Origin of the sequence: Sporomusa termitida (assembly GCF_007641255.1) — a bacterium.
Taxonomy (GTDB): domain Bacteria; phylum Bacillota; class Negativicutes; order Sporomusales; family Sporomusaceae; genus Sporomusa; species Sporomusa termitida.
Window position 1 is genome coordinate 1,017,251 of the sequence record NZ_CP036259.1, and the last position, 20,146, is coordinate 1,037,396.

A 20,146-nucleotide genomic window follows, 5' to 3' on the forward strand; every position below is an offset into this window, starting at 1 on the left:
GTCGCTTAGTTAGAGGTATCATTGATAATCCTAATTGTAGCGGGAACAAGAGTAATAAGGAGGTTCCGCGCTCCGCTTGGAACTAAGCGATTCACGCAGGTTCTAGCGTCGCTAACGCTCCTAATAACCTGGTTCTCTGCTTATCTTCTGTGAAGTTTTTAGGGAACATACTCTAACGAGATGTTCACCTATTAATAGGGGCGTCGCCAAGTCGGTAAGGCAACGGACTTTGACTCCGTTATGCGTTGGTTCGAGTCCAGCCGCCCCTGCCAAACCTTGGTAGCTGCTGTGCTGTTTTGGATTGTCTCCTGTTGCATATTGATTCAATGGGAGTATGCTTTTGACCTACTAGCTCAGTCGGTAGAGCACCTGACTTTTAATCAGGGTGTCCCGCGTTCGAGTCGCGGGTGGGTCACCAATGAACTCCGAGGCTTCCCAAACTAGGGTCTGGGAAGCCTTTATTGCGATTATTTCGAATAAGTTCAATCACTACCGCCTGTATGGCTGGCTGCCGGCCAGCAATTAAGGATTGAGAATATCTTACTGAGTTTTTTCCATAAAATCAAAAATACTATTGCATAATATTATGTTATCTGGTACAATAATTAGGTCACGTAAATTCGGCCCGTTGGTCAAGCGGTTAAGACACCGCCCTTTCACGGCGGTATCAAGGGTTCGATTCCCTTACGGGTCACCATAAGCAGCGAACCAGGTTCTCACGAGTCGATAGACGAAATGAGAACCTGTGTGATAAGCAGAGAGCCAGATTTTTAGGAGCGCAGCGACGCGGAAATCTGTGCGAATCGCTTAGTTCTGAGCGGTAGCGAAGAACCTCCTTTCTCGATATCAAAATTAATATGGGCGATTAGCTCAGCCGGGAGAGCGCCTGCCTTACAAGCAGGATGTCGGCGGTTCGATCCCGTCATCGCCCACCATTCTCGATAGTCGATACCTCGACTTTCGACATTCGATAGAAATCGAACATCGAAGATCTAGAGTCGAAAATCGAATAAGCGGCCCTGTGGTGTAGCGGTCTAACATGCCGCCCTGTCACGGCGGAGATCGACGGTTCAAATCCGTTCAGGGTCGCCATCTTTCCTTAGTTCCCTGCGGGTGGCTAGAAATGTCCATATGCTAGGCGCGACGAGAACCGTAGCGGAGGCGTACACGGAGTACGTTGAGCAACGGATCGCAGGAGCAACAACGCAGATGGGCGTTTATAGACAGCTGCACACGCCTCGGTAGCTCAGTCGGTAGAGCAGAGGACTGAAAATCCTCGTGTCGACAGTTCGATTCTGTCCTGAGGCACCATTTTGCGGAAGTAGCTCAGCGGTAGAGCATCGCCTTGCCAAGGCGAGGGTCGCGAGTTCGAATCTCGTTTTCCGCTCCATAGTGACGGCGACATAGCCAAGTGGTAAGGCAGAGGTCTGCAAAACCTCTATTCCCCAGTTCAAATCTGGGTGTCGCCTCCAAAATTTATGCCGGGGTGGCGGAACTGGCAGACGCAACGGACTTAAAATCCGTCGGAAAGAAATTTCCGTACCGGTTCGATTCCGGTCCTCGGCACCAGTAATTAAAAGACTTCGCAGTCATGCGAAGTCTTTTTTTCCTTTAAAAATGATTCCAGGAATATACAGTGTTTACATTTAGCAGGATTATATTGTCAATGTACAGAAGATAATATATAGGTAAACAACAGGCAGTGCCATAAGATGTGAAGGGAGATGAATAATGAAAAATAATAAGATGCATCAGGAGAGTCAGCTGTTTTGGTATAAAGATGCCATTATATATCAATTGCATGTCAAGGCCTTTTATGACAGCAATGGTGACGGTATTGGTGATTTCCGGGGATTGATTGATAAATTGGATTATCTCGCTGACCTGGGTGTAACCACACTTTGGTTGTTACCATTTTATCCATCACCCTTGCGGGATGATGGGTATGACATTTCCGATTATTTAAAGATTAATTCCCTGTACGGAAATATGAATGATTTTCGTGTTTTCCTCCAGGAGGCTCATGCACGGGGCATTCGTTTGATTACTGACTTAGTGCTGAACCATACGTCTGATCAACACCCGTGGTTTCAAAGGGCCAGGACATCTCCGCCTGGTAGCCGCTGGCGTAATTACTATGTGTGGAGCGATACAACCGATAAGTTTAATGGTGCCAGGGTTATCTTCAATGATTTTGCGTCATCAAATTGGACATGGGATTCTGTGGCCCAGGCTTATTACTGGCATCGCTTTTATCCTCACCAGCCGGACTTGAATTATGATAGTCCGGATGTTCGCCGGGAGATTTTAAAAACGGTCGATTTTTGGCTGCGCCTCGGTGTTGACGGTTTCAGGCTGGATGCGGTTGGTTATTTATATGAAAGAGAAGGGACCAGTTGCGATAATTTGCCGGAAACTCACGCGTTTTTAAAATATCTTCGCAAATATATTGACGAAAAATATCCTGACAGGATGTTATTGGCTGAGGTAAATCAATGGCCGGAAAACGTCATTCCTTATTTTAATGAGGGCAATGAATGTCATATGGTGTACCATTTCCCTATCATGCCGCGTTTGTTCATGTCACTGGGAATGGAAGACAGCTTTCCGCTTATTGAAATAATCCGGCGTACACCACCCATACCAGATACTTGCCAGTGGGCTATATTTTTGCGGAATCACGATGAATTGACCTTGGAAATGGTCACTGATGAGGATCGTGATTATATGTACCGTATGTATGCCAAGGATTCCCGGGCCAGGATTAATTTGGGAATTCGGCGCCGGCTGGCACCGTTATTGGGGGATAATCGCCGCCGCATAGAGTTGATGAACGGGTTATTATTTTCATTGCCGGGGTCGCCGATTATTTATTATGGCGATGAAATCGGCATGGGAGATAACATTTACCTCGGTGACCGTGATGGAGTACGTACACCCATGCAGTGGAGCGCTGACCGCAATGCCGGTTTCTCCTGGACTAGCTCTCAGCGCTTGTATTTACCGGTGGTGGCAGACGCTGAATATCATTATGCGGCCGTGAATGTTGAGTCTCAGCAGAACGAACCAAGTTCCCTGCTCTGGTGGATGAGGCGTCTTATTGCCTTGCGTAAGCGCTACAAGGCTTTTGGCCGAGGCACTATGGAGTTTATTGAGTCGGACAATCGCAAAGTACTGGCTTTTGTCCGCCACTATGAGAATGAAACAATTCTGGTTGTTGCCAATTTGTCACGGTTTGTAACCTATGCACAACTTGATCTGACAAACTACCAGGGATTGGTTCCTGTTGAAATGATTGGCAGGACACCATTTCCGGCCATAAATGAGGAGCTTTATTTTGTTTCGTTAGGCCCACACACTTTCTTTTGGTTCACGTTGGAGGAGCCACGCAGCCTGCAGCTGCGGCCTTTATGTACCGGTTCTGTTGAATTATCACCGGTGATAACCGTCAAAGACTGGGGTGACCTATTTGGGCGAGCCCTGCAGCATGAGCTGACAGAGGCTTTTTCAGCCTATTTAAATGCCTGTAGCTGGTTTGGCGGTAAAGGCCAAACAATTAAGGCGGTAACAGCCCGTGAATTTATTCCGCTGCCTGATACGAGTGCCCAGATGGTATTTATTAGCGTGGAATATCTGGAGGGCAGTCCGGAGGTATATTTGCTTAATTTGGCGCTGAAAGCTGCAGATGAACTGGGCGGGAGACCCGCTGTCTGCAGGGTCATCCTCCGCGTCCGCAAGGAAGAGGAAGAACGTTTGTTATACGAAGTTAGTGATGATAAAAAATTTCATCAGACTATGTGGGCAGTAATTGACAAGCGGCGCAAATTAAAGGGGCAAGCAGGTGAAATGGTTTCCAAACACAGCAAATATTTTAGGGTGCTTGTGAAAGAGAACCGGACAATTCCGGATTCACAAACACTGGCTAATGAGCATAATAACAGCTCTATATTGTTTAAACCATTGTTTGTTCTTAAAATATTTAGAAAAATAGAGACCGGCATTAATCCGGATCTGGAGATATTGCGGCATTTCTCCGAGATCGGATTTGGTTACGCTCCTAAAGTGCACGGCTCGATGGAATATTTTAATGACCGTAATGAGGTGACTACGATCGCTGTCTTGCAGCAGTTTGTACCACATCGTGGCACTGCCTGGGATTGTGTGCTGGATCACCTGGGGGATTTTTATGAGCGTATTTTAAGCAGTCGTCAGCCGCCGTTATTGCCAGTCCCCTTTTGGGCGGCAGTGGAAAAAGCGATTCCTGATGATGTAAGCCAAATGACGGGAGCGTATCTGGAATCTCTGGTACAGTTAGGTTTACGGACCGGGGAAATGCATATTGCCCTGGCCGGTGGGGGCGATCAGCTGGAATTTACGCCAGAACCATTCAATGATTTTCACCGTCAGGCACTATACCACGGGGTAGCCCAGGAGTTAAGCGGTGTCAAGTGGCTTCTGAAAAAACAAATGCCCTCTCTCGAGCAGGAGGATCAACTGCTAGCAGCTAAGATTCTTGAATATGAACAGGAAGTCATGCGGCGGATAGAAAATATGAAAGTAATGGAATTCAATGCCGCACGGATCAGATGTCATGGCGACTACCGGTTGGAGCAGCTGTTATATACAGGCCATGACTATATGATTATTGATTTTGAGGGCAACCCGGAACGTCCGCTTAGTGAACGGCGCTTGAAACGTTCACCGCTGCTGGATGTGGCAAGCATGCTGCATTCCTTGTATTGTGCTTCACAGGCTATTCATCTGGGAATCGTACCGGGCATCGAGGTTTCAACAGAAAACCAGGAACTTCTCCAACGCTGGAGTCAGTCCTGGTACAATTGGGCCGCCGCCTCTTTTCTTAGAGGATATGTAAACTCTGTCAAAGATACTGGCCTGTTGCCGGTTGACCGGCAGCAATTAGAGGTTTTGCTGGATGTATTTCTGTTGCAGCGGGGTCTCTATCAAGTAGTAGCTGAATTGAAAAATCGTCCGACCTGGATTGGCATTGCCCTGAGTGGCTTGTTATGGTCAATTGAGTTTGATAAGCCAAGGTTACCTGTGTAACCGCAAATTATGGAGGTGAAGGAGATGGACAATAAATCAGACATTAAGCGTCTGTTGGTAGTATCCAACCGTCTGCCTGTTACAATTGATAAAAAGCAGGAGGGGTACATTTTTAAAGAGAGTGTAGGGGGGCTTGTTTCCGGTTTCAGCGCCTATTTTAACTCTTTACAGGATACCACCTTTTCTGAGAAAGATTCGGTTTGGATAGGCTGGCCTGGAATATCGGTTGATGTTGAGGACCAACAGTTGATCAGTGAGCGTTTATCTCAGGATTTTAGTGCCAGTCCGGTCTTTTTGGATGAAGTCACTATGGATAAATTTTATCTCGGGTTTTGCAACAAGACAATCTGGCCGCTATTTCATTATTTTTTTAGTCTGACTAGATTTGAGGATGATCTCTGGGAGCAATATGTGGCAGTGAATAAGGTTTTTTGTGAAGCCGTCTGCCGGATTGCCCGCCCCGGTGATGTAATCTGGATTCATGACTACCATCTTATGCTGTTGCCGGCAATGCTGCGGGAGCGAATGCCTGATGCTCCAATCGGCTTTTTTTTGCATATCCCATTCCCGGACTACGAAATTTTTCGTCAACTGCCCCGCCGCTGGGGGGCGGCTATTTTAGAAGGCTTGCTTGGCGCTGATCTTATCGGCTTCCATACTATTGACTATACACAATATTTTTTGAATAGTGTAACCCGTATCCTTGGTCTTAGCCATACACTTGGCCGGGTTCGGGTTGGTGGAAGAACAGTGCGGGCTGACACTTTTCCTATGGGAATTGATTTTACCAAATATAATAATACAGCCAAGCAATCACGGGTTATTCGCGAGTCTGAACGGTTGCGGCGGCTGCTCGGTGACCGGAAAATTGTCCTTTCAGTAGACCGGCTGGACTATACCAAAGGCATAGCCAACCGGCTGGAAGCATTTGCCTTATTCCTGGAACAGCATCCTGAGTGGCAGGAAAAGGTAATACTTGCCCTAATCGTAGTTCCGTCTAGAGTGGGCGTGGATCAGTACCAATCCATGAAGAGGAATATTGATGAGACCGTCGGCAGGATTAATGGCCGGTTTGGTACGCTCCGCTGGGTGCCGATTGTTTATCAATACCGGTATCTACCGTTATCGCCACTTGTTGCTTTGTATAGTGCCAGTGATGTTGCTTTGATAACCCCGCTGCGGGATGGGATGAATCTAGTGGCTAAGGAATATGTCGCTTCTAAAGCCGACAAACAGGGCGTATTGATTTTGAGCGAAATGGCTGGTGCTGCCAAAGAACTGGACCAGGCAATTATGGTTAATCCTAACAGTATTGAAGAAATTGCCGACACAATTAAAGAAGCGCTTGAGATGCCGGCGGAGGAACAACAACGCCGGAACCAGAGCATGCAGGTGTTGCTGGCCAAATATGATGTTATTCGCTGGGCTGATCTATTTATTAAGCAGTTGCTTGGTATCCGGGAGGCAGAGAGAAAAGCGGCCTCTAAAATTGCTGGCAGGCAAGTACGCGATTCCATTTTCAATGAATACAAAATGGCGCGGAAACGCCTAATCTTACTTGATTATGATGGTACGCTGGTACCGTTTGCCAATGAGCCGCTGCTGGCTGTTCCCGGTGACTGTCTGCTTGAGACCTTGCATAAACTTGTAAGTGATGAACAAAATGATGTGGTTATTGTCAGTGGGCGCGGCAGGGAGACCCTTCAGCAATGGCTGGGGCATGTTCCCTTGTATATGATTGCTGAGCACGGTGCCTGGCGGAAGAAAAAATCAGACAAATGGGAGAAGATCATTCATATGCCGGCAGACTGGCGTACACAGGTCTTACCTATTTTTCAATTTTACGTCGATTTATTGCCAGGTTCATTTATTGAGGAAAAAGATTGTTCTATAGTTTGGCATTACCGAAAAGTTGAAAAAGAGATTGCTGAGTTTCGGGCTAACGAATTGAAATGGGAATTAATTAATTTTACTTTGCATACCGATTTACAGGTACTGGAAGGTAATAGGATTTTGGAAATCAGGCATAAACTGAGTAATAAAGGTGCGGCAATAAAACCCTGGCTTGATCAGGCCGCTTATGATTTTATCCTGGCGGCAGGCGACGATAAAACCGACGAGGACTTGTTTGCAATCCTGCCGGCAGAGGCTTGTTCAATTAAGATTGGTATGGGTGACACAAAAGCCAAATATATTATGCACAGCCAGGAAGATTTCTGCGGGTTATTGGCAAAGCTGGCCGGTAATGAAAAATAACAGAGCAACTGAAAATAATTTATATGATAAGACTGTGCAGATTAATGTACAGTCTTATTATTTTGTGACTACTGATGGGGTAAAAAAAGAAAAGCCGGCAGCCGGCTTTTCTTTTTTTCTAAATGTTCCCCATTAATTGACCGGTTTGGGATAAGTCGTAGCCACCCATACCAGCTACTTCATTACGGAATGAATCGGAGCGTATTACTGTCAGCAGAGCCTGAAAATGAGGCTTATCGGCATCTTCCTTACGAAAGACAATATCATAGCGTTCTTTCTTTTGTAAAACAAAGTCAATGCCATCAACCTGCAGGGCCGCTTTTTCAATGCCGATACCAACATCGGCTTCTCCCCTGGCAACGCAGCTGGCGACTGCCAGATGGCTGGTTTCTTCCCTGGCATACCCTTTGATCTGCTGGTAATCAATCGTAAGGACGTGCAGCATTTCGTCCAATAAAACCCTCGCGCCGGAACCGCGCTCCCGGTTAATGAGTGTTACATCAGAGCGGGTTAAGTCGTGCCAAGTGTTAATGTTTTTAGGATTACCTTTGGCGACATAAAAGCCGGTATTACGGTAGGCCAGGTTATAGGCCAGCGTCCGGTGGCCGGGTAAAAACCTGCGAATGTAGGGTGTATTATAGGTGTCGGTGTCGCTGTCCCATAAATGGGTGGTCACAACATTGGCCGTACCACGGTAGAGGGCTAATAACCCGTCAATGCTGCCGGAATGGTTGCGGAAACAACGGATGCCCGGCATAAGTCTTTCCAGGTGCCGGGTTAGGATATCGAGAATAATATCCTGACCGCAAATAATGAGGCTGTCCGGTTCAGCGGCAGGACGTTCTGCCGCTGCTGGGGCGGAGTGCTGCTGGAGCGGGCTGTTCTTTTTTGAATTTTGAATATACAGCTCTAGATCCGGTGCCTCAACCCGGACCTTCCGGCCAATACGGTAAGCGGGGAAGTCACCTCTCTTGATCATTTCATAAACCGTGAAGCGGGATATTTTTAGGATTTTGGCAACCTCATCCGGTGTATAAGAAGTTGTATCGCTCATAGCTGCACCTCGATAAAAATTTCTATTAAATACTGACAGGCTCTTGCAATTATCATACAACAAATATTATAATAACACCATAGAGATTATGTTCGTTCTTGTTGGTTTATATTCGAAGTATTTAAACGCTATAGCATATTTTGTTGTTATTGGTAGCAATTTCAGTTGTGTTAATCAGCTGAATTGATACATAGATGTATCAACTAACTTAGTTGCAGTTTAATTATGTTAGTTGATCTTTGTTTTTGGGAGCGGTAATTGCCTGCGGACAGAACGAATATAAAAGGGGAGAAGAGGATGCAAATGAGGAACAAAAGGGTATTTCTAATTCTGGCTTTGGTAGTAGCCACAATCTTCAGTTTGGTTGGCTGTGGAGGGGAAAAGCAAACCCCGCCTGCCGCCCAGGTGCAGCCAGTAGAACTAAATATCTCGGCTGCAGTAAGCCTTAAGGACACGCTGGCGGAAATTCAAAAGAATTATCAGGCCAAGAATCCGCATGTTAAACTGGTTTTTAACCTGGGAGCCTCGGGGGCGCTGCAAAAACAAATTGAGCAAGGTGCTCCTGCCGATATCTTTATCTCAGCTGCTCCCAAGCAGATGAATGAATTGGAAGAGAAAAACCTGATCAATAAAGCCACACGTAAAAATCTGGTTGAGAATAAGCTGGTTGTTGTTGTACCCAAAGAAACTAAATTGAGCATAACAAAATATGAAGATCTGACCCAGAACGGTGTGCAAAAGATTGCTTTGGGCGAGACCGCTACAGTGCCTGCCGGTCAATACGCCCGGGAAGTATTACTGAAACTTAACCTGTGGGATCAACTGCAGGACCGGGTTGTGTTTGCCAAGGACGTCCGCACGGTATTGGCGTATACTGAGACAGGCAATGTCGAAGCCGGGATTGTCTATAAAACTGACGCTGTCGCCAGCGATAAGGTAAAAGTTGCTGCTGTTGCTCCTGAAGGCAGTCACCAGCCCATTGTGTACCCGATTGCTGTGACCACTGGTACCCAGCAGCAACAAGCGGCTGAGGCTTTCAGTGAATATCTGTTTAGTACAGAAAGCAAGGCGATATTTGAAAAGAATGGCTTTGTCATGAGTAACTAGCCTGGGCGTTGGCGTTGATTTTTTAAATACGGCTTTTGTTGTAACGGTTTAAGCCATGAAGCAGGTGACAGTATGATAGAATGGCAGCCGGTCTTTTTATCAGTCAAGGTTGCGCTTGTCTCTTTAATTTTTGTATTTCTCTTCGGGGTATCTGCCGCTTATGTGATGCGAAGCTTTGAGTTTCCCGGTAAAAGCATGTTTGAGGCGTTTTTTGCCCTGCCGTTAGTATTGCCGCCTGTTGTAACCGGTTTTTTGCTGCTGGTGCTTGTTGGCAAACAAGGACCTATTGGGCGATTTTTATCGGAAAGTTTTCATGTCCAGATTATTTTTACACCTTATGCCGCTATCCTGGCGGCTACAGTGGTTGCTTTTCCGTTAATGTATCAGAGTACCAAAGCCGCCTTTCAGGGTGTGGACCGCAAACTGGAAGATGCTGCCAGGACGCTGGGCGCCGGCCGTTGGCGGGTTTTTCGGACAATAACCATTCCCTTGGCCTGGCCGGGACTGGTAGCCGGGCTGGTATTATCTTTTGCCCGGGCGCTGGGCGAGTTTGGGGCTACAATTATGATTGCCGGCAATATTCCCGGTAAAACCCAGACTATCCCGCTGGCGATCTATTTTGCGGCCGAAGCCAATGATTTATCACTGGCCGGTGCTTATGTCCTGCTGATTAGCGGCATCACCTTCTTGCTGATTTTCTGGTTAAATGTCTGGTCTAAAAAACGTGGCCGGGATTCGTCCGTAAAGGGGTTGTTCTGATGTTGCGAGTAGCTGTGAAGAAAAAACTTGCTGATTTTACGCTGGATATTCAGTTCTCTGTGGCGAACAATATCCTGGTTTTGTTAGGTCCTTCGGGAGCGGGCAAAACAACGATCCTCCGGGCGATTGCCGGTCTTTTGCGGCCGGATGAAGGAACGATTGCTCATGGTGAACGCATTTTGTTCTCTTCCTCGGCCAAAATGTTTGTGCCGCCGCAGCTGCGGCGGGTGAGCTATATGTTTCAGGAATTTGCCCTGTTTCCGCATATGGATGTAAGAACAAATATTTGGTATGGTGTCAAAAAATATCATAAGGATGCAAATGAACTTTATGAGCGGCTGCTTGCATTGCTGCATATTGAACACCTGGCAGCACGGTATATTGATAACCTGTCAGGGGGGGAGAAACAACGTGTGGCTTTGGCCCGGGCGCTGATGGCCGAGCCGGAAATTCTCCTGCTTGACGAACCTTTATCCGCTCTTGACAGTGATACCCGTCTGGAACTGCAGGAGGAACTGAAAAGAATTCAGGGGCTGTGGCAGATCCCCTTTGTTCTCGTCACTCACGACCGGGCGGAAGCTAAGGCTTTAGGGGATGAATTTCTCTTTATGGAAAAAGGCAGGCAGGCAGAGCATCAACCTCTATGGCAAGATGCGCTGCTTCAATGTTAAAATATTAAAGTATAGGCAAGGAATCAGGCCGCAGCTAAGGATGGGTATGCGCAGACGTCATACAAACTAGAAAAGGGCAATTGACAGAAAAGCTTCTTACTCTTGTTATCAACAAGATAAGAAGCTTTTTCTGTTCCCCTGTTCTGCGTTGGCTTGCCAGCTGGCGAAACGGGCTGTATTCCTTACTTTTGTAAATAAGATTCATGAAACAGATGCAGGTGAATTATGTTAAATAACGAATATTCGAACATATAGCATTTTTTAATATTGGAGGCGGACATATGTACAAGTTATCTGATTTTAAAACCGCGACCAAGATTTACGGGTTAATTATGTTTATGGTTCTTTGTTTATTGGGAGTGGGTTTGGCTGGCTTATTCTCGGTCAATATGCTGAGTCATGAATTGACCATGATGTATTATGCCCGGCTGGTGCCTGTCCAGCTGCTGGGTGAGGTCCGCTTGCTCAGCAAAGATTCGGAATCTAAATTACTGGAAATCATGCTGACAGCAGATGGAAATAAACACAAAGCGATTATTGACAATATTCAGGATAATACTAACCGGATTAATAAATTGCAGGCAGACTATAAGAAAATTGATCTTGACACCTATCAACAGAACAAGCTGAGTGAATTGGAAAAAGAACTGACAGATTACCGGCAGGCACGCCAGGATATTATTAAGCTTGCCACAAGCGGTCGGCAAGATGCGGCGTTTGTCTTGTATACCCAAAGTATGCCGATATTTATGCAGGCTACAGAATTAAGGCGTGACTTGATCGACTACAATAAAGATACAGCAGCAGCAACTAACCGGCAGGGGCTTGCTGATGCAGCGCGGGTAACAAAGGTAATAGCTATAGTTACAGGTTGTATGATTCTGCTGGCCTGTAGCTGTGGCTGGCTGATCGTAAGGGTAATTGCCAACCCGTTAAAGCTGTTGATGAAAACGGTGGCCGCAGTGGCCGGCGGCGATCTGGGCCAGCAGGTTGGCTTTAATTCCCGGGATGAAATTGGCCAGCTGGGAATTGCTTTTAACAGTATGACAACAGACCTGGGACGTTTAATTGGCCAGGTAATTGACACAACCGGGCAGGTCGCGGCGTCATCTCAGCAATTAACGGCCAGTGCTGATCAATCGGCTGTAGCTGCCAGCCAGGTTGCCTCGTCCATTACAACTGTCGCCGAGGTTTCCCAGGATCAATTTCGCTCCATGAAGCAAACGCTGGGGTCTGTCGAGGATATGGCGGCAAGAATCCGGTATATGGCGGCAAATGCCAGTGAGGTAGCCCTTGCTACAGATAAAGCCGCTTTGTCAGCTCAGCGGGGGAGTCAGGCGGTTGAAACTGCCATTAATCAGATGGGCTGTATTGAAAAAACAGTGCTGGAATCAGCCGCAGTGATTACAGGCTTAGAGGCCCGTTCAGCCCAGATCGGGGAAATCGTGAGTGTAATATCAGGTATTGCCGGTCAAACCAATCTCTTGGCTCTTAATGCTGCGATTGAGGCCGCCCGTGCCGGTGAACAGGGGCGGGGCTTTGCGGTAGTTGCGGATGAAGTCCGTATGCTGGCAGAGCAATCGCAGGTGGCTGCCAAGAAAATCGCCGCCTTGCTTGGGGAAATACATATGGACACTAATAAAGCGGCTGTAGCCATGCGAGATGGCACCAAGGAGGTTAAAACCGGCACACAGGTAGTACATTCCTCTGGTGAGACATTCCAGGAGATTGTAGGTTTAATTGAGAATGTCTCAGTTCAGGTTCAGGATATATCGACAGAGATTCAGGCTGTGGCAGCGAATAGCAAACAGATTGTAGCAGCCGTACAAGCTGTTGAGGAAACAGGTAAAGCCATCCTCGGGCAAACAGAGACAGTCTCGGCTGCTACGGAGGAGCAATCAGCGGCAATGGCGGAAATTGCCGCTGCCAGTCAGGCTTTAGCCAGAATGGCCGAGGGATTGAGTGCGGCGACACGCAGGTTCCGGATTTAGCAAGCGCCATTAACCCAAACGCGCCGGGGACGGCGTGTTTGGGTTAATGATGTTTAAAAATACCAAATTTTGTAATACTAAGTATTATAGCAAAGGAGTGATACTTAGTGGACAAATGCGGGCATAACGGTGAGCAGAATGAGTCTAAGCTACTGTGTGTTACCTGCAACACAACCCAGTTTGAGGTGATCGAGAAAATAGGGGCAGATGAAGTGGTGGCCCGGTGCGGCTCGTGCGGACAGGAAACCGACCTGGGGGTGATTGTCGGCGCCCGTTATGGCGGGGCCGTGGAGGTCATTGCCGCGCTCAGGACCTTATACGCTGTCAGCCATTATAAAGCCCGGAAAAACAAGGACGAGCTGGGGGTAGTCAGATACTGCAAAAAACATGATCAGCTGCAGGCGATTATTGCCGGAACAATGTATCATAATCCCTTGGATATGGCGGCTGATTTATACAAGCTTATTGAGAATACGCCGATTGATATTGTTGAGGCCAAACAAATCATCGCTAATATGATAAAGAAACGTAATCATGATTAAGTATCGGTGTAATCAAAGTCTACGATGCCATTTTGGATATTGTGAATAGCGCCGATAATCTGGAGACCTTTGGCAGTAATTGCTTTTCTGAGAACAGGGCTGGCTGACTTTAATTTGTCAATGTTAAAGTCTATGTTAGCCCTGATTGCATTTGGCAGCAGTTCACCTGTACAGTGTTTGGCGCTTTCAACGGCCGGGACGATAGCCTGCAGGATTGAGCAAAGATGGGATGGAGCCTCGGCCCCGGTCAGGGCAGCTTTAACCGCACCGCAGTCCTGATGTCCCAGGATTAAGATCAGCCGTACTGCCAGAAGCTCAACGGCATATTCAAGGCTGCCTAAAACAACTGTGTCCACCACCTGGCCGGCGGTCCTGACAACAAACAAATCCCCGAGCCCCTGATCGAAAATGATTTCCGGGGGGATGCGTGAATCTGCGCAGCCCAGAATTATGGCAAAGGGCTGCTGTCCTTGGGTCAGCTCCAGCCGTTTTTTATAGCCAATGTCAGGCTTGGCATATCTTTCGGTTACATAGCGCTTGTTGCCGGCGATTAGTTTCTCCAGGGCTTGATAAGCATCCATAAAAACATCCCCTTCTTATAGTTTTAGTTTGGGTTCCGGATAATAAAAGCGGTACCGTTACAAGTAAAAGGTGCTTACTTGTAGCGGTACCACTAAGAGATCCTACAGCGCAGATGATCTGCGGCCAGATCCGGCAAAAAAAGTTGCTTGTTGCGCTTGGTGAAGACTAGTTTGGGGTTTTACTGGCAGGAGAGGGACTAAGTTGCCGATATCTTTTAAAATTGTAAACAGCAGGATGGGGTTAATTAATTCGGCAGTGTACCCGTAGGTGGTGATATAATGCTGACCGCGGTAACCTGTCAGGGCAACATGGCCGCTTTCCGCAAGGTTGGTTTGCTGGCGGAGTAAGCTTGTATGCATGGTATCTAACAAGTCAAAGGCGCGGGTGTGGTCAGTCAGTCTACCCTGCTTCCATAACCCCCGGTAGATCCTGCCGAGAGGCAGGTTTTCTGTTTCCGCTTGTGATCCTGGCTGGTCTTGGGGTAAGCTGTTCAGCAGGTGGCCAATACAGTCAAAGGCTGGCTGGAAAACGATGAAGGTGATAAACCAGCGGAAATTCTGCTCGTGCAGATGAGAACCCGGCCGGCAGCAGGTAAGTATTTGAAGTATTCTTTTGAAAAATTGACTGCGTTCATCGTCCACAGTATATTTATCACATGTAAACAACAGTTTCGAACGATAGAAATCGATTAATTCCTGCAATAGTGCAGGTTCTGAAACAGATGTCATATGTGTATTCATATTAGGCGATGCTCAGGTCTTCCCCGTTAAGGATTTTTTTCATATTTTTCATGGGGCACATTTTGCCGCACATTGTACAGGTATCTTCACACTCCGGTTGTGACTCCGCCCGGTATCTGCCGGCTTTTTCCGGGTCGATAGCCAGTTCAATCATCCGGGGGAAGTCTACATCAGCCCGGGCGGCGCTCATCTGATTATCCCAGGTGCGGGCACCGGGAATTCCTTTAGCGATATCGGCGGCGTGAGCAGCTATCCGGGAGGCAATAATCCCTTCTTTCATGTCATCCAAATTGGGTAGGCGCAGGTGCTCGGCCGGTGTTACGTAGCAAAGGAAGTCTGCCCCATTGGCAGCGGCGATTGCGCCGCCAATTGCACTGGTGATATGATCGTAACCGGGAGCAATATCAGTGACCAGCGGACCCAAAACATAAAAGGGGGCGCCATGACAGAGCCTTTTTTCCAACAGCATATTGGCGGCAATTTCATTAATAGCCATATGCCCGGGGCCTTCAATCATCACCTGCACATTCCGGGCCCAGGCGCGCTTGGTTAATTCACCAAGGGTAATAAGCTCTTCAATCTGGGCAGCATCGGTTGCATCCTGGATGGAACCGGGCCGGCAGGCGTCCCCCAGGCTCAAAGTGACATCATATTGCTCGCAGATATCCAGCAGGCGGTCATAATACTCATAGAAGGGATTCTCCCGGTTGTTAAGCTCCATCCAGGCAAACAGTAATGAACCGCCGCGGGAAACAATATTGGTCAGCCGTTTGTTCTGTTTCACCCGTGCGGCTGTTTTCAGGTTCATACCACAGTGGATTGTCATAAAATCCACACCATCTTCAGCATGACGTTCAACAACGGAAAAGAATTCATCGACAGAAATATCTTTTAAATCTTTGTCAAGCATGCCGACAGCGTCATACATCGGTACAGTGCCGATCATGACCGGCGAGGTTTCTATCAGCCGGCGCCGGAATTCGCGGGTTTTGCCATAACAGCTTAGGTCCATGATGGCTTCGGCCTTCAATTCAATGGCTTTTCGAGCTTTTTGCAATTCAAGCTCAATATCATAACAGTCTTTGGAAACCCCGAGGTTGACATTGATTTTCGTGCGGAGTTTTTCGCCGACGCCCATGGGATGAAGGCTGGTATGATGACGGTTTGCAGGGATAACAACCCTGCCGCTTGCCACTAATGCACGCAGCAGCTCGGGCTCAAGCTGTTCCTCCCGGGCTACAATACGCAGCTGGTCGGTGAGGATGCCCCGTTTGGCGGCATCCATTTGAGTTGTGTACATAATCTTTTCCCCTTCCTCTGTAATTATATTTTAGCTATAGGCAAAGGTGAGGGTAGGCAAGCTTCTTTAATTTGACATTGAAAAGCTTTCCTACGGTGGTACTAACCACATCAGGTTCGAGGGTTGGAGTTTTAGTCCTCTCAGCCGTTGGGCACCCCTAGCTATAACTAAGTAACAATGAACATGCTGTCTTATCAGACAGTACTGGCAGGTTAGGCTTTTACCGTTTTCAGCAGCTCGACCAGCAGGTCGCCTGTTTCCACAGGATCCTGCGGTTTAACGTACAGTTCTTTGATGATGCCGTCAAAAGGAGCCTGGATCGTTGTTTCCATTTTCATAGCTTCGGTAACGACCAGGGGATCTCCTTTTTTTACATGATCGCCTTTTTCGACCATTACTTTGACCGCTTTCCCGGTCATGGAGGCACCAAGCTGATTAGGATTGTCTTTTTCCGCTTTAATACGGGAAATGACAACCGTTTTAATATTCTTATCCTTGACAATAACTTCCCGGGGTAAGCCGTTGAGTTCAAAATTAACAACCCGCGTGCCGTCCGGCAGTGGTTCCTCAAACGAGATAAACTTAACGACAAGCGTTTTTCCTTCCTCAATATCGACCCTGATTTCCTCTCTGGGTTTTAAACCGTGGAAGAAGGTGGGTGTATCGAGCATGGCTACTTCCCCATAGCTATTGATAAAGCCGGCCCAGTCGGAGAATACTTTCGGATACAGGGAATAAGCCAGCACATCGGCAGTGGTAACCGGACGCTGCAGGGTGCCTGCCAGGGTATCCCTGATTTCAGTAAAGTTGGCCGGTTCCAGCAATTCACCAGGACGCCTGGTTAACGGCTTCTTCCCTTTCAGGATGATGCGCTGCAGCTCTTTGGGGAAACCCTGGTACGGCTGACCGATTTGACCGGAAAAGAATTCCACAACCGAGTTAGGGAAATCCAGGGTGTCGCCTGTTTCATAAATCGCATCCTCTGTCAGGCTGTTTTCCACCATAAACAAGGCCATGTCACCGACGATTTTAGAGGAGGGGGTTACTTTCACAATATCCCCAAACATATCATTTACCTGACGGTAGGCCTCTTTAACCTTATCCCACTGGCTTTCCAGGCCCAGTGATTTGGCCTGCTGCCGCAGGTTGCTATACTGGCCGCCCGGCATTTCGTGCTGGTACACCTCCGGATTGGGAAAGAAGAGGCTGCTTTCAAAATCTTTGTAATAGGCGCGGACATCTTCCCAGTAATGGGATAATTCATTCATTCTCCCGATATCGACAACAGGCTGCCGCGAATGTCCCTGTAAAGCGTAATACAGGCTGTTGCCGCTTGGCTGTGACGACATGCCGGACAACGAGGAGACCGCCGTGTCGACAATGTCTACGCCGGCGTCAATGGCCCGGGCGTAGGCATAAATGGCATTGCCGCTGGTATCATGCATATGCAGGTGAATCGGGATTTCCACAGTATCTTTCAGGGCGGAAACTAAGCGGTAGGCCGCCTCCGGTTTTAGTAAGCCGGCCATATCTTTGATGCACAGCATATGCGCGCCGGCCTTTTCAATATCTTTGGCCATATTTACATAGTAGTTTAAATCGTATTTAGTCCGGGCCGGGTCCAGGATATCGCCGGCATAGCAGATCGCCACTTCGGCCACTTTGCCGGACTGCCGCACGGCGTCAATGGAAGCCGTCATACCGGCCAGCCAGTTGAGGCTGTCAAAAATCCGGAATACGTCGATGCCGGCTTCGGCGGCGTGAGCCACAAAAGCGCGAATGACATTGTCGGGGTAACTGGTATAACCCACCGCGTTTGAGCCGCGCAGCAGCATTTGCAATAAAATATTAGGCGTGCGTTTTCTCAGCTCCGCCAGACGCTGCCAGGGATCTTCCTTGAGAAACCTGTAGGCAACATCAAAGGTGGCTCCCCCCCACATTTCCAGCGAAAAAAGATTTGGCAGCATATGGGCGGTAGGTGAAATAACCTTCAGCATGTCATAGGTACGCATCCGGGTGGCAAGCAGCGACTGGTGGGCGTCACGCAGGGTGGTGTCGGTTAATAATACCTCTTTTTGTTCTCTAACCCAGGCCATTAGCCCATCTGGTCCGCGCTGATCCAGAATTTGTTTGGTGCCATCAGGCAGCGGGCCCGGGGGCGTTAGTGGCAGTCTCAGCGGCGGGAACCCAGGCTTGGCACGCTTAGGCAGTCCCTCAAAGCCGTTAACTGTTGTTTCGGCCAGGTACTTAAGCAGCTTAGTCCCTCGGTCCTGCGGGATAGGAAAGACAAAGAGTTCAGGGGTGGTATCGATAAAGGTGGTGTAATAATGACCGCTCAGAAAGTCAGGATGATTGACTACATTATAGAGAAAAGGGATGTTGGATTTGATGCCGCGGATGCGGAACTCATGCAGGCAGCGCTTCATTTTCGCGATTGCGCTTTTATGGGTGAGACCCGAGGTGGAGACCTTGACCAGCAGTGAATCGTAATACGGGGTGATAACGGAGCCGGCATAGGCATTGCCGGCATCCAGGCGTACCCCAAAGCCGCCGCCGCTGCGGTAGGCTGTTATTTTGCCGGTGTCGGGCATAAACTGGTTCGCCGGATCTTCTGTCGTTACCCGGCACTGAATGGCATGGCCGTTGCAGGTTATGGAAGCCTGGCTGGGAATGCCGATATTCTCGTCGCTCAAACGGGCCCCGTCGGCAATATACAGCTGAGACTGAACGATGTCAATGCCGGTGATCATTTCGGTAATCGTGTGTTCTACCTGGATACGGGGATTAACCTCGATAAAATAAAATTGCTCGTCCGGTGTAACCAAAAACTCAACCGTGCCGGCACTGACATAATTAACTGCTTTCATCAGCTTGACGGCCGCATTGCAGATAGCATGGCGCAGTTCGTCGGCGAGGGAGATGCTGGGAGCGATCTCAATAACTTTCTGATGGCGCCGTTGCACGGAACAGTCCCGCTCATAGAGATGAATGATATTGCCGTGCCGGTCCCCCAGGATCTGAACCTCAATATGCTTGGGAAACTCCAGCAGGCGCTCAAGGTAAATCTGATCATCGCCAAACGAGGCTTTGGCTTCCGATTTGGCGCGCATATAGGATTCTTCAAGCGCCGCGGCCGTCCGGACAATCCTCATTCCGCGGCCGCCGCCGCCTAAAATTGCCTTAATGATAAAGGGATAGCCATATTGCCGGGCAAAGTCCCGGACTTCTTCGATACTGTTTACCGGGCCGTTGCTGCCGGGGATTACCGGCAGGCCTGCGGCCACTGCCTGGGCCCGGGCATTTATTTTATCGCCAAACATGGCTAAGTGTTCTATGTCCGGGCCAATAAAGAGGATGCCTTCTTCTTTACAGCGTTTGGCCAGATTAATGTTTTCCGCTAAAAAACCGTAGCCGGGGTGAATGGCGTCTACACCGCGGTTTCGGGCAACACGCAGGATGCTTTCGATATCCAGGTAGGCATCAACCGGGCTTTTATCCTCGCCGATTAAATAGGCTTCATCGGCCTTATAGCGGTGCAAGGAAAAGATATCTTCTTTGGAATAGATTGCGATTGTGCGTATTCCTAACTCATTACAAGCGCGTATAACCCTGATGGCAATTTCGCCGCGATTGGCAACAAGTACTGTCTGAATTTTTCTCATCTAATTCCCTCCCAATGCAAGCAATAGTGCATGATAAAAATACAACTGTCATTGGTAATTTACCACCGATTTACAAAAAACACAAGCTAATATTGGGAAAAATATCAGCCTTATCATAATAAATCATACGGAGGGTCCGGCAATCTATAAATCTACATTTTTCGCATATTCCACATAACTTTTTACTAATTCTTTTAATTCCTTGCTTACCGTCTGTTGGATAGAGCCTGACGATAATGGCTCAGTGCTTGCATTTTCCGGGGCTGCTGCCTGGGGTTCAGCGGCTTCCGGGGGTATTTCAACAGGCCGGGGACTTTCCGGTGTAGGCTTCTTCTGTACCACTTGTGGTCCCTCCAATCAACTATAATTTGATAAATCAGAAAATTTATAGTGGAAAATACTGTAATGTAGTTATATA

The 20,146-nt window shown here is 48.0% G+C and carries 14 protein-coding genes, 9 tRNA genes and 1 riboswitch; of the genes, 17 read left to right on the forward strand and 6 right to left on the reverse strand.

The annotated features are described in order from the left end of the window. Positions 1-196: 196 nt before the first annotated feature. From SPTER_RS04540 to SPTER_RS24545, 12 genes are all read left to right on the forward strand, one after another. Positions 197-272 (forward strand) — tRNA-Gln (locus SPTER_RS04540). Between the two features lie 70 nt (positions 273-342). Then, positions 343-418, forward strand: a tRNA-Lys gene (locus SPTER_RS04545). A gap of 204 nt (positions 419-622) precedes the next feature. After that, a tRNA-Glu gene (locus SPTER_RS04550) sits at positions 623-697 on the forward strand. Between the two features lie 162 nt (positions 698-859). Continuing rightward, a tRNA-Val gene (locus tag SPTER_RS04555) sits at positions 860-935 on the forward strand. Between the two features lie 80 nt (positions 936-1,015). After that, positions 1,016-1,092: transfer RNA gene (locus tag SPTER_RS04560), tRNA-Asp, on the forward strand. Positions 1,093-1,235: 143 nt separating this feature from the next. Then, a tRNA-Phe gene (locus tag SPTER_RS04565) sits at positions 1,236-1,311 on the forward strand. Positions 1,312-1,315: 4 nt separating this feature from the next. Continuing rightward, positions 1,316-1,390, forward strand: a tRNA-Gly gene (locus SPTER_RS04570). Between the two features lie 7 nt (positions 1,391-1,397). Beyond that, positions 1,398-1,472 (forward strand) — tRNA-Cys (locus SPTER_RS04575). Positions 1,473-1,480: 8 nt separating this feature from the next. Further along, positions 1,481-1,569, forward strand: a tRNA-Leu gene (locus tag SPTER_RS04580). Between the two features lie 162 nt (positions 1,570-1,731). Beyond that, a complete protein-coding gene (gene treS / locus SPTER_RS04585; protein WP_211367472.1) occupies positions 1,732-5,064 on the forward strand; it encodes a maltose alpha-D-glucosyltransferase in 3,333 nt (1,110 codons plus the stop codon). Positions 5,065-5,088: 24 nt separating this feature from the next. Then, a complete protein-coding gene (locus tag SPTER_RS04590; protein WP_144349247.1) occupies positions 5,089-7,320 on the forward strand; it encodes a bifunctional alpha,alpha-trehalose-phosphate synthase (UDP-forming)/trehalose-phosphatase in 2,232 nt (743 codons plus the stop codon). After that, entirely contained in the window at positions 7,310-7,456 is a 147-nt protein-coding gene (locus tag SPTER_RS24545; RefSeq protein ID WP_170233144.1) for a hypothetical protein, read from the forward strand. The genes SPTER_RS04590 and SPTER_RS24545 overlap by 11 nt, the downstream gene beginning before the upstream one ends. Here the strand turns inward: SPTER_RS24545 and SPTER_RS04595 are convergent. Next, on the reverse strand, positions 7,439-8,374 hold the full coding sequence (locus SPTER_RS04595) for a substrate-binding domain-containing protein (RefSeq protein WP_144349248.1): 936 nt from the start codon (positions 8,372-8,374) through the stop codon (positions 7,439-7,441). The genes SPTER_RS24545 and SPTER_RS04595 overlap by 18 nt on opposite strands. A 303-nt stretch (positions 8,375-8,677) precedes the next feature. Between SPTER_RS04595 and modA the strand changes: the two genes are divergently transcribed. The 5 genes from modA to SPTER_RS04620 all read left to right on the forward strand — a co-directional run bounded on the left by modA (position 8,678) and on the right by SPTER_RS04620 (position 13,444). Continuing rightward, positions 8,678-9,481, forward strand: coding sequence for a molybdate ABC transporter substrate-binding protein (modA, locus tag SPTER_RS04600; RefSeq protein WP_144349249.1), 804 nt, complete (start codon positions 8,678-8,680; stop codon positions 9,479-9,481). A gap of 72 nt (positions 9,482-9,553) precedes the next feature. Further along, entirely contained in the window at positions 9,554-10,240 is a 687-nt protein-coding gene (gene modB / locus SPTER_RS04605) for a molybdate ABC transporter permease subunit (protein WP_144349250.1), read from the forward strand. Next, on the forward strand, positions 10,240-10,911 hold the full coding sequence (locus SPTER_RS04610; protein ID WP_144349251.1) for an ATP-binding cassette domain-containing protein: 672 nt from the start codon (positions 10,240-10,242) through the stop codon (positions 10,909-10,911). The genes modB and SPTER_RS04610 overlap by 1 nt, the downstream gene beginning before the upstream one ends. Before the next feature lie 281 nt (positions 10,912-11,192). After that, positions 11,193-12,902, forward strand: a complete 1,710-nt coding sequence (locus SPTER_RS04615) for a methyl-accepting chemotaxis protein (RefSeq protein ID WP_144349252.1) — start codon at positions 11,193-11,195, stop codon at positions 12,900-12,902. A 107-nt stretch (positions 12,903-13,009) separates the two neighbouring features. Further along, complete coding sequence (locus SPTER_RS04620) at positions 13,010-13,444, forward strand: hypothetical protein (RefSeq protein ID WP_144349253.1); 435 nt, start codon at positions 13,010-13,012, stop codon at positions 13,442-13,444. Here the strand turns inward: SPTER_RS04620 and SPTER_RS04625 are convergent. From SPTER_RS04625 to SPTER_RS04645, 5 genes are all read right to left on the reverse strand, one after another. Beyond that, complete coding sequence (locus SPTER_RS04625; RefSeq protein WP_144349254.1) at positions 13,441-14,025, reverse strand: carbonic anhydrase; 585 nt, start codon at positions 14,023-14,025, stop codon at positions 13,441-13,443. The genes SPTER_RS04620 and SPTER_RS04625 overlap by 4 nt on opposite strands. Positions 14,026-14,127: 102 nt before the next feature. Further along, a complete protein-coding gene (locus tag SPTER_RS04630) occupies positions 14,128-14,766 on the reverse strand; it encodes a hypothetical protein (protein WP_144349255.1) in 639 nt (212 codons plus the stop codon). 1 nt (position 14,767) lies between these two features. Further along, entirely contained in the window at positions 14,768-16,069 is a 1,302-nt protein-coding gene (gene thiC / locus SPTER_RS04635; RefSeq protein ID WP_144349256.1) for a phosphomethylpyrimidine synthase ThiC, read from the reverse strand. Between the two features lie 67 nt (positions 16,070-16,136). Then, a riboswitch (TPP riboswitch) is annotated at positions 16,137-16,235 on the reverse strand. A gap of 43 nt (positions 16,236-16,278) precedes the next feature. Beyond that, positions 16,279-19,728: a pyruvate carboxylase gene (locus SPTER_RS04640; protein WP_144349257.1), complete on the reverse strand. Its 3,450-nt coding sequence runs from the start codon at positions 19,726-19,728 to the stop codon at positions 16,279-16,281. A gap of 144 nt (positions 19,729-19,872) precedes the next feature. Beyond that, positions 19,873-20,070, reverse strand: a complete 198-nt coding sequence (locus tag SPTER_RS04645) for a hypothetical protein (RefSeq protein ID WP_144349258.1) — start codon at positions 20,068-20,070, stop codon at positions 19,873-19,875. Positions 20,071-20,146 lie beyond the last annotated feature (76 nt).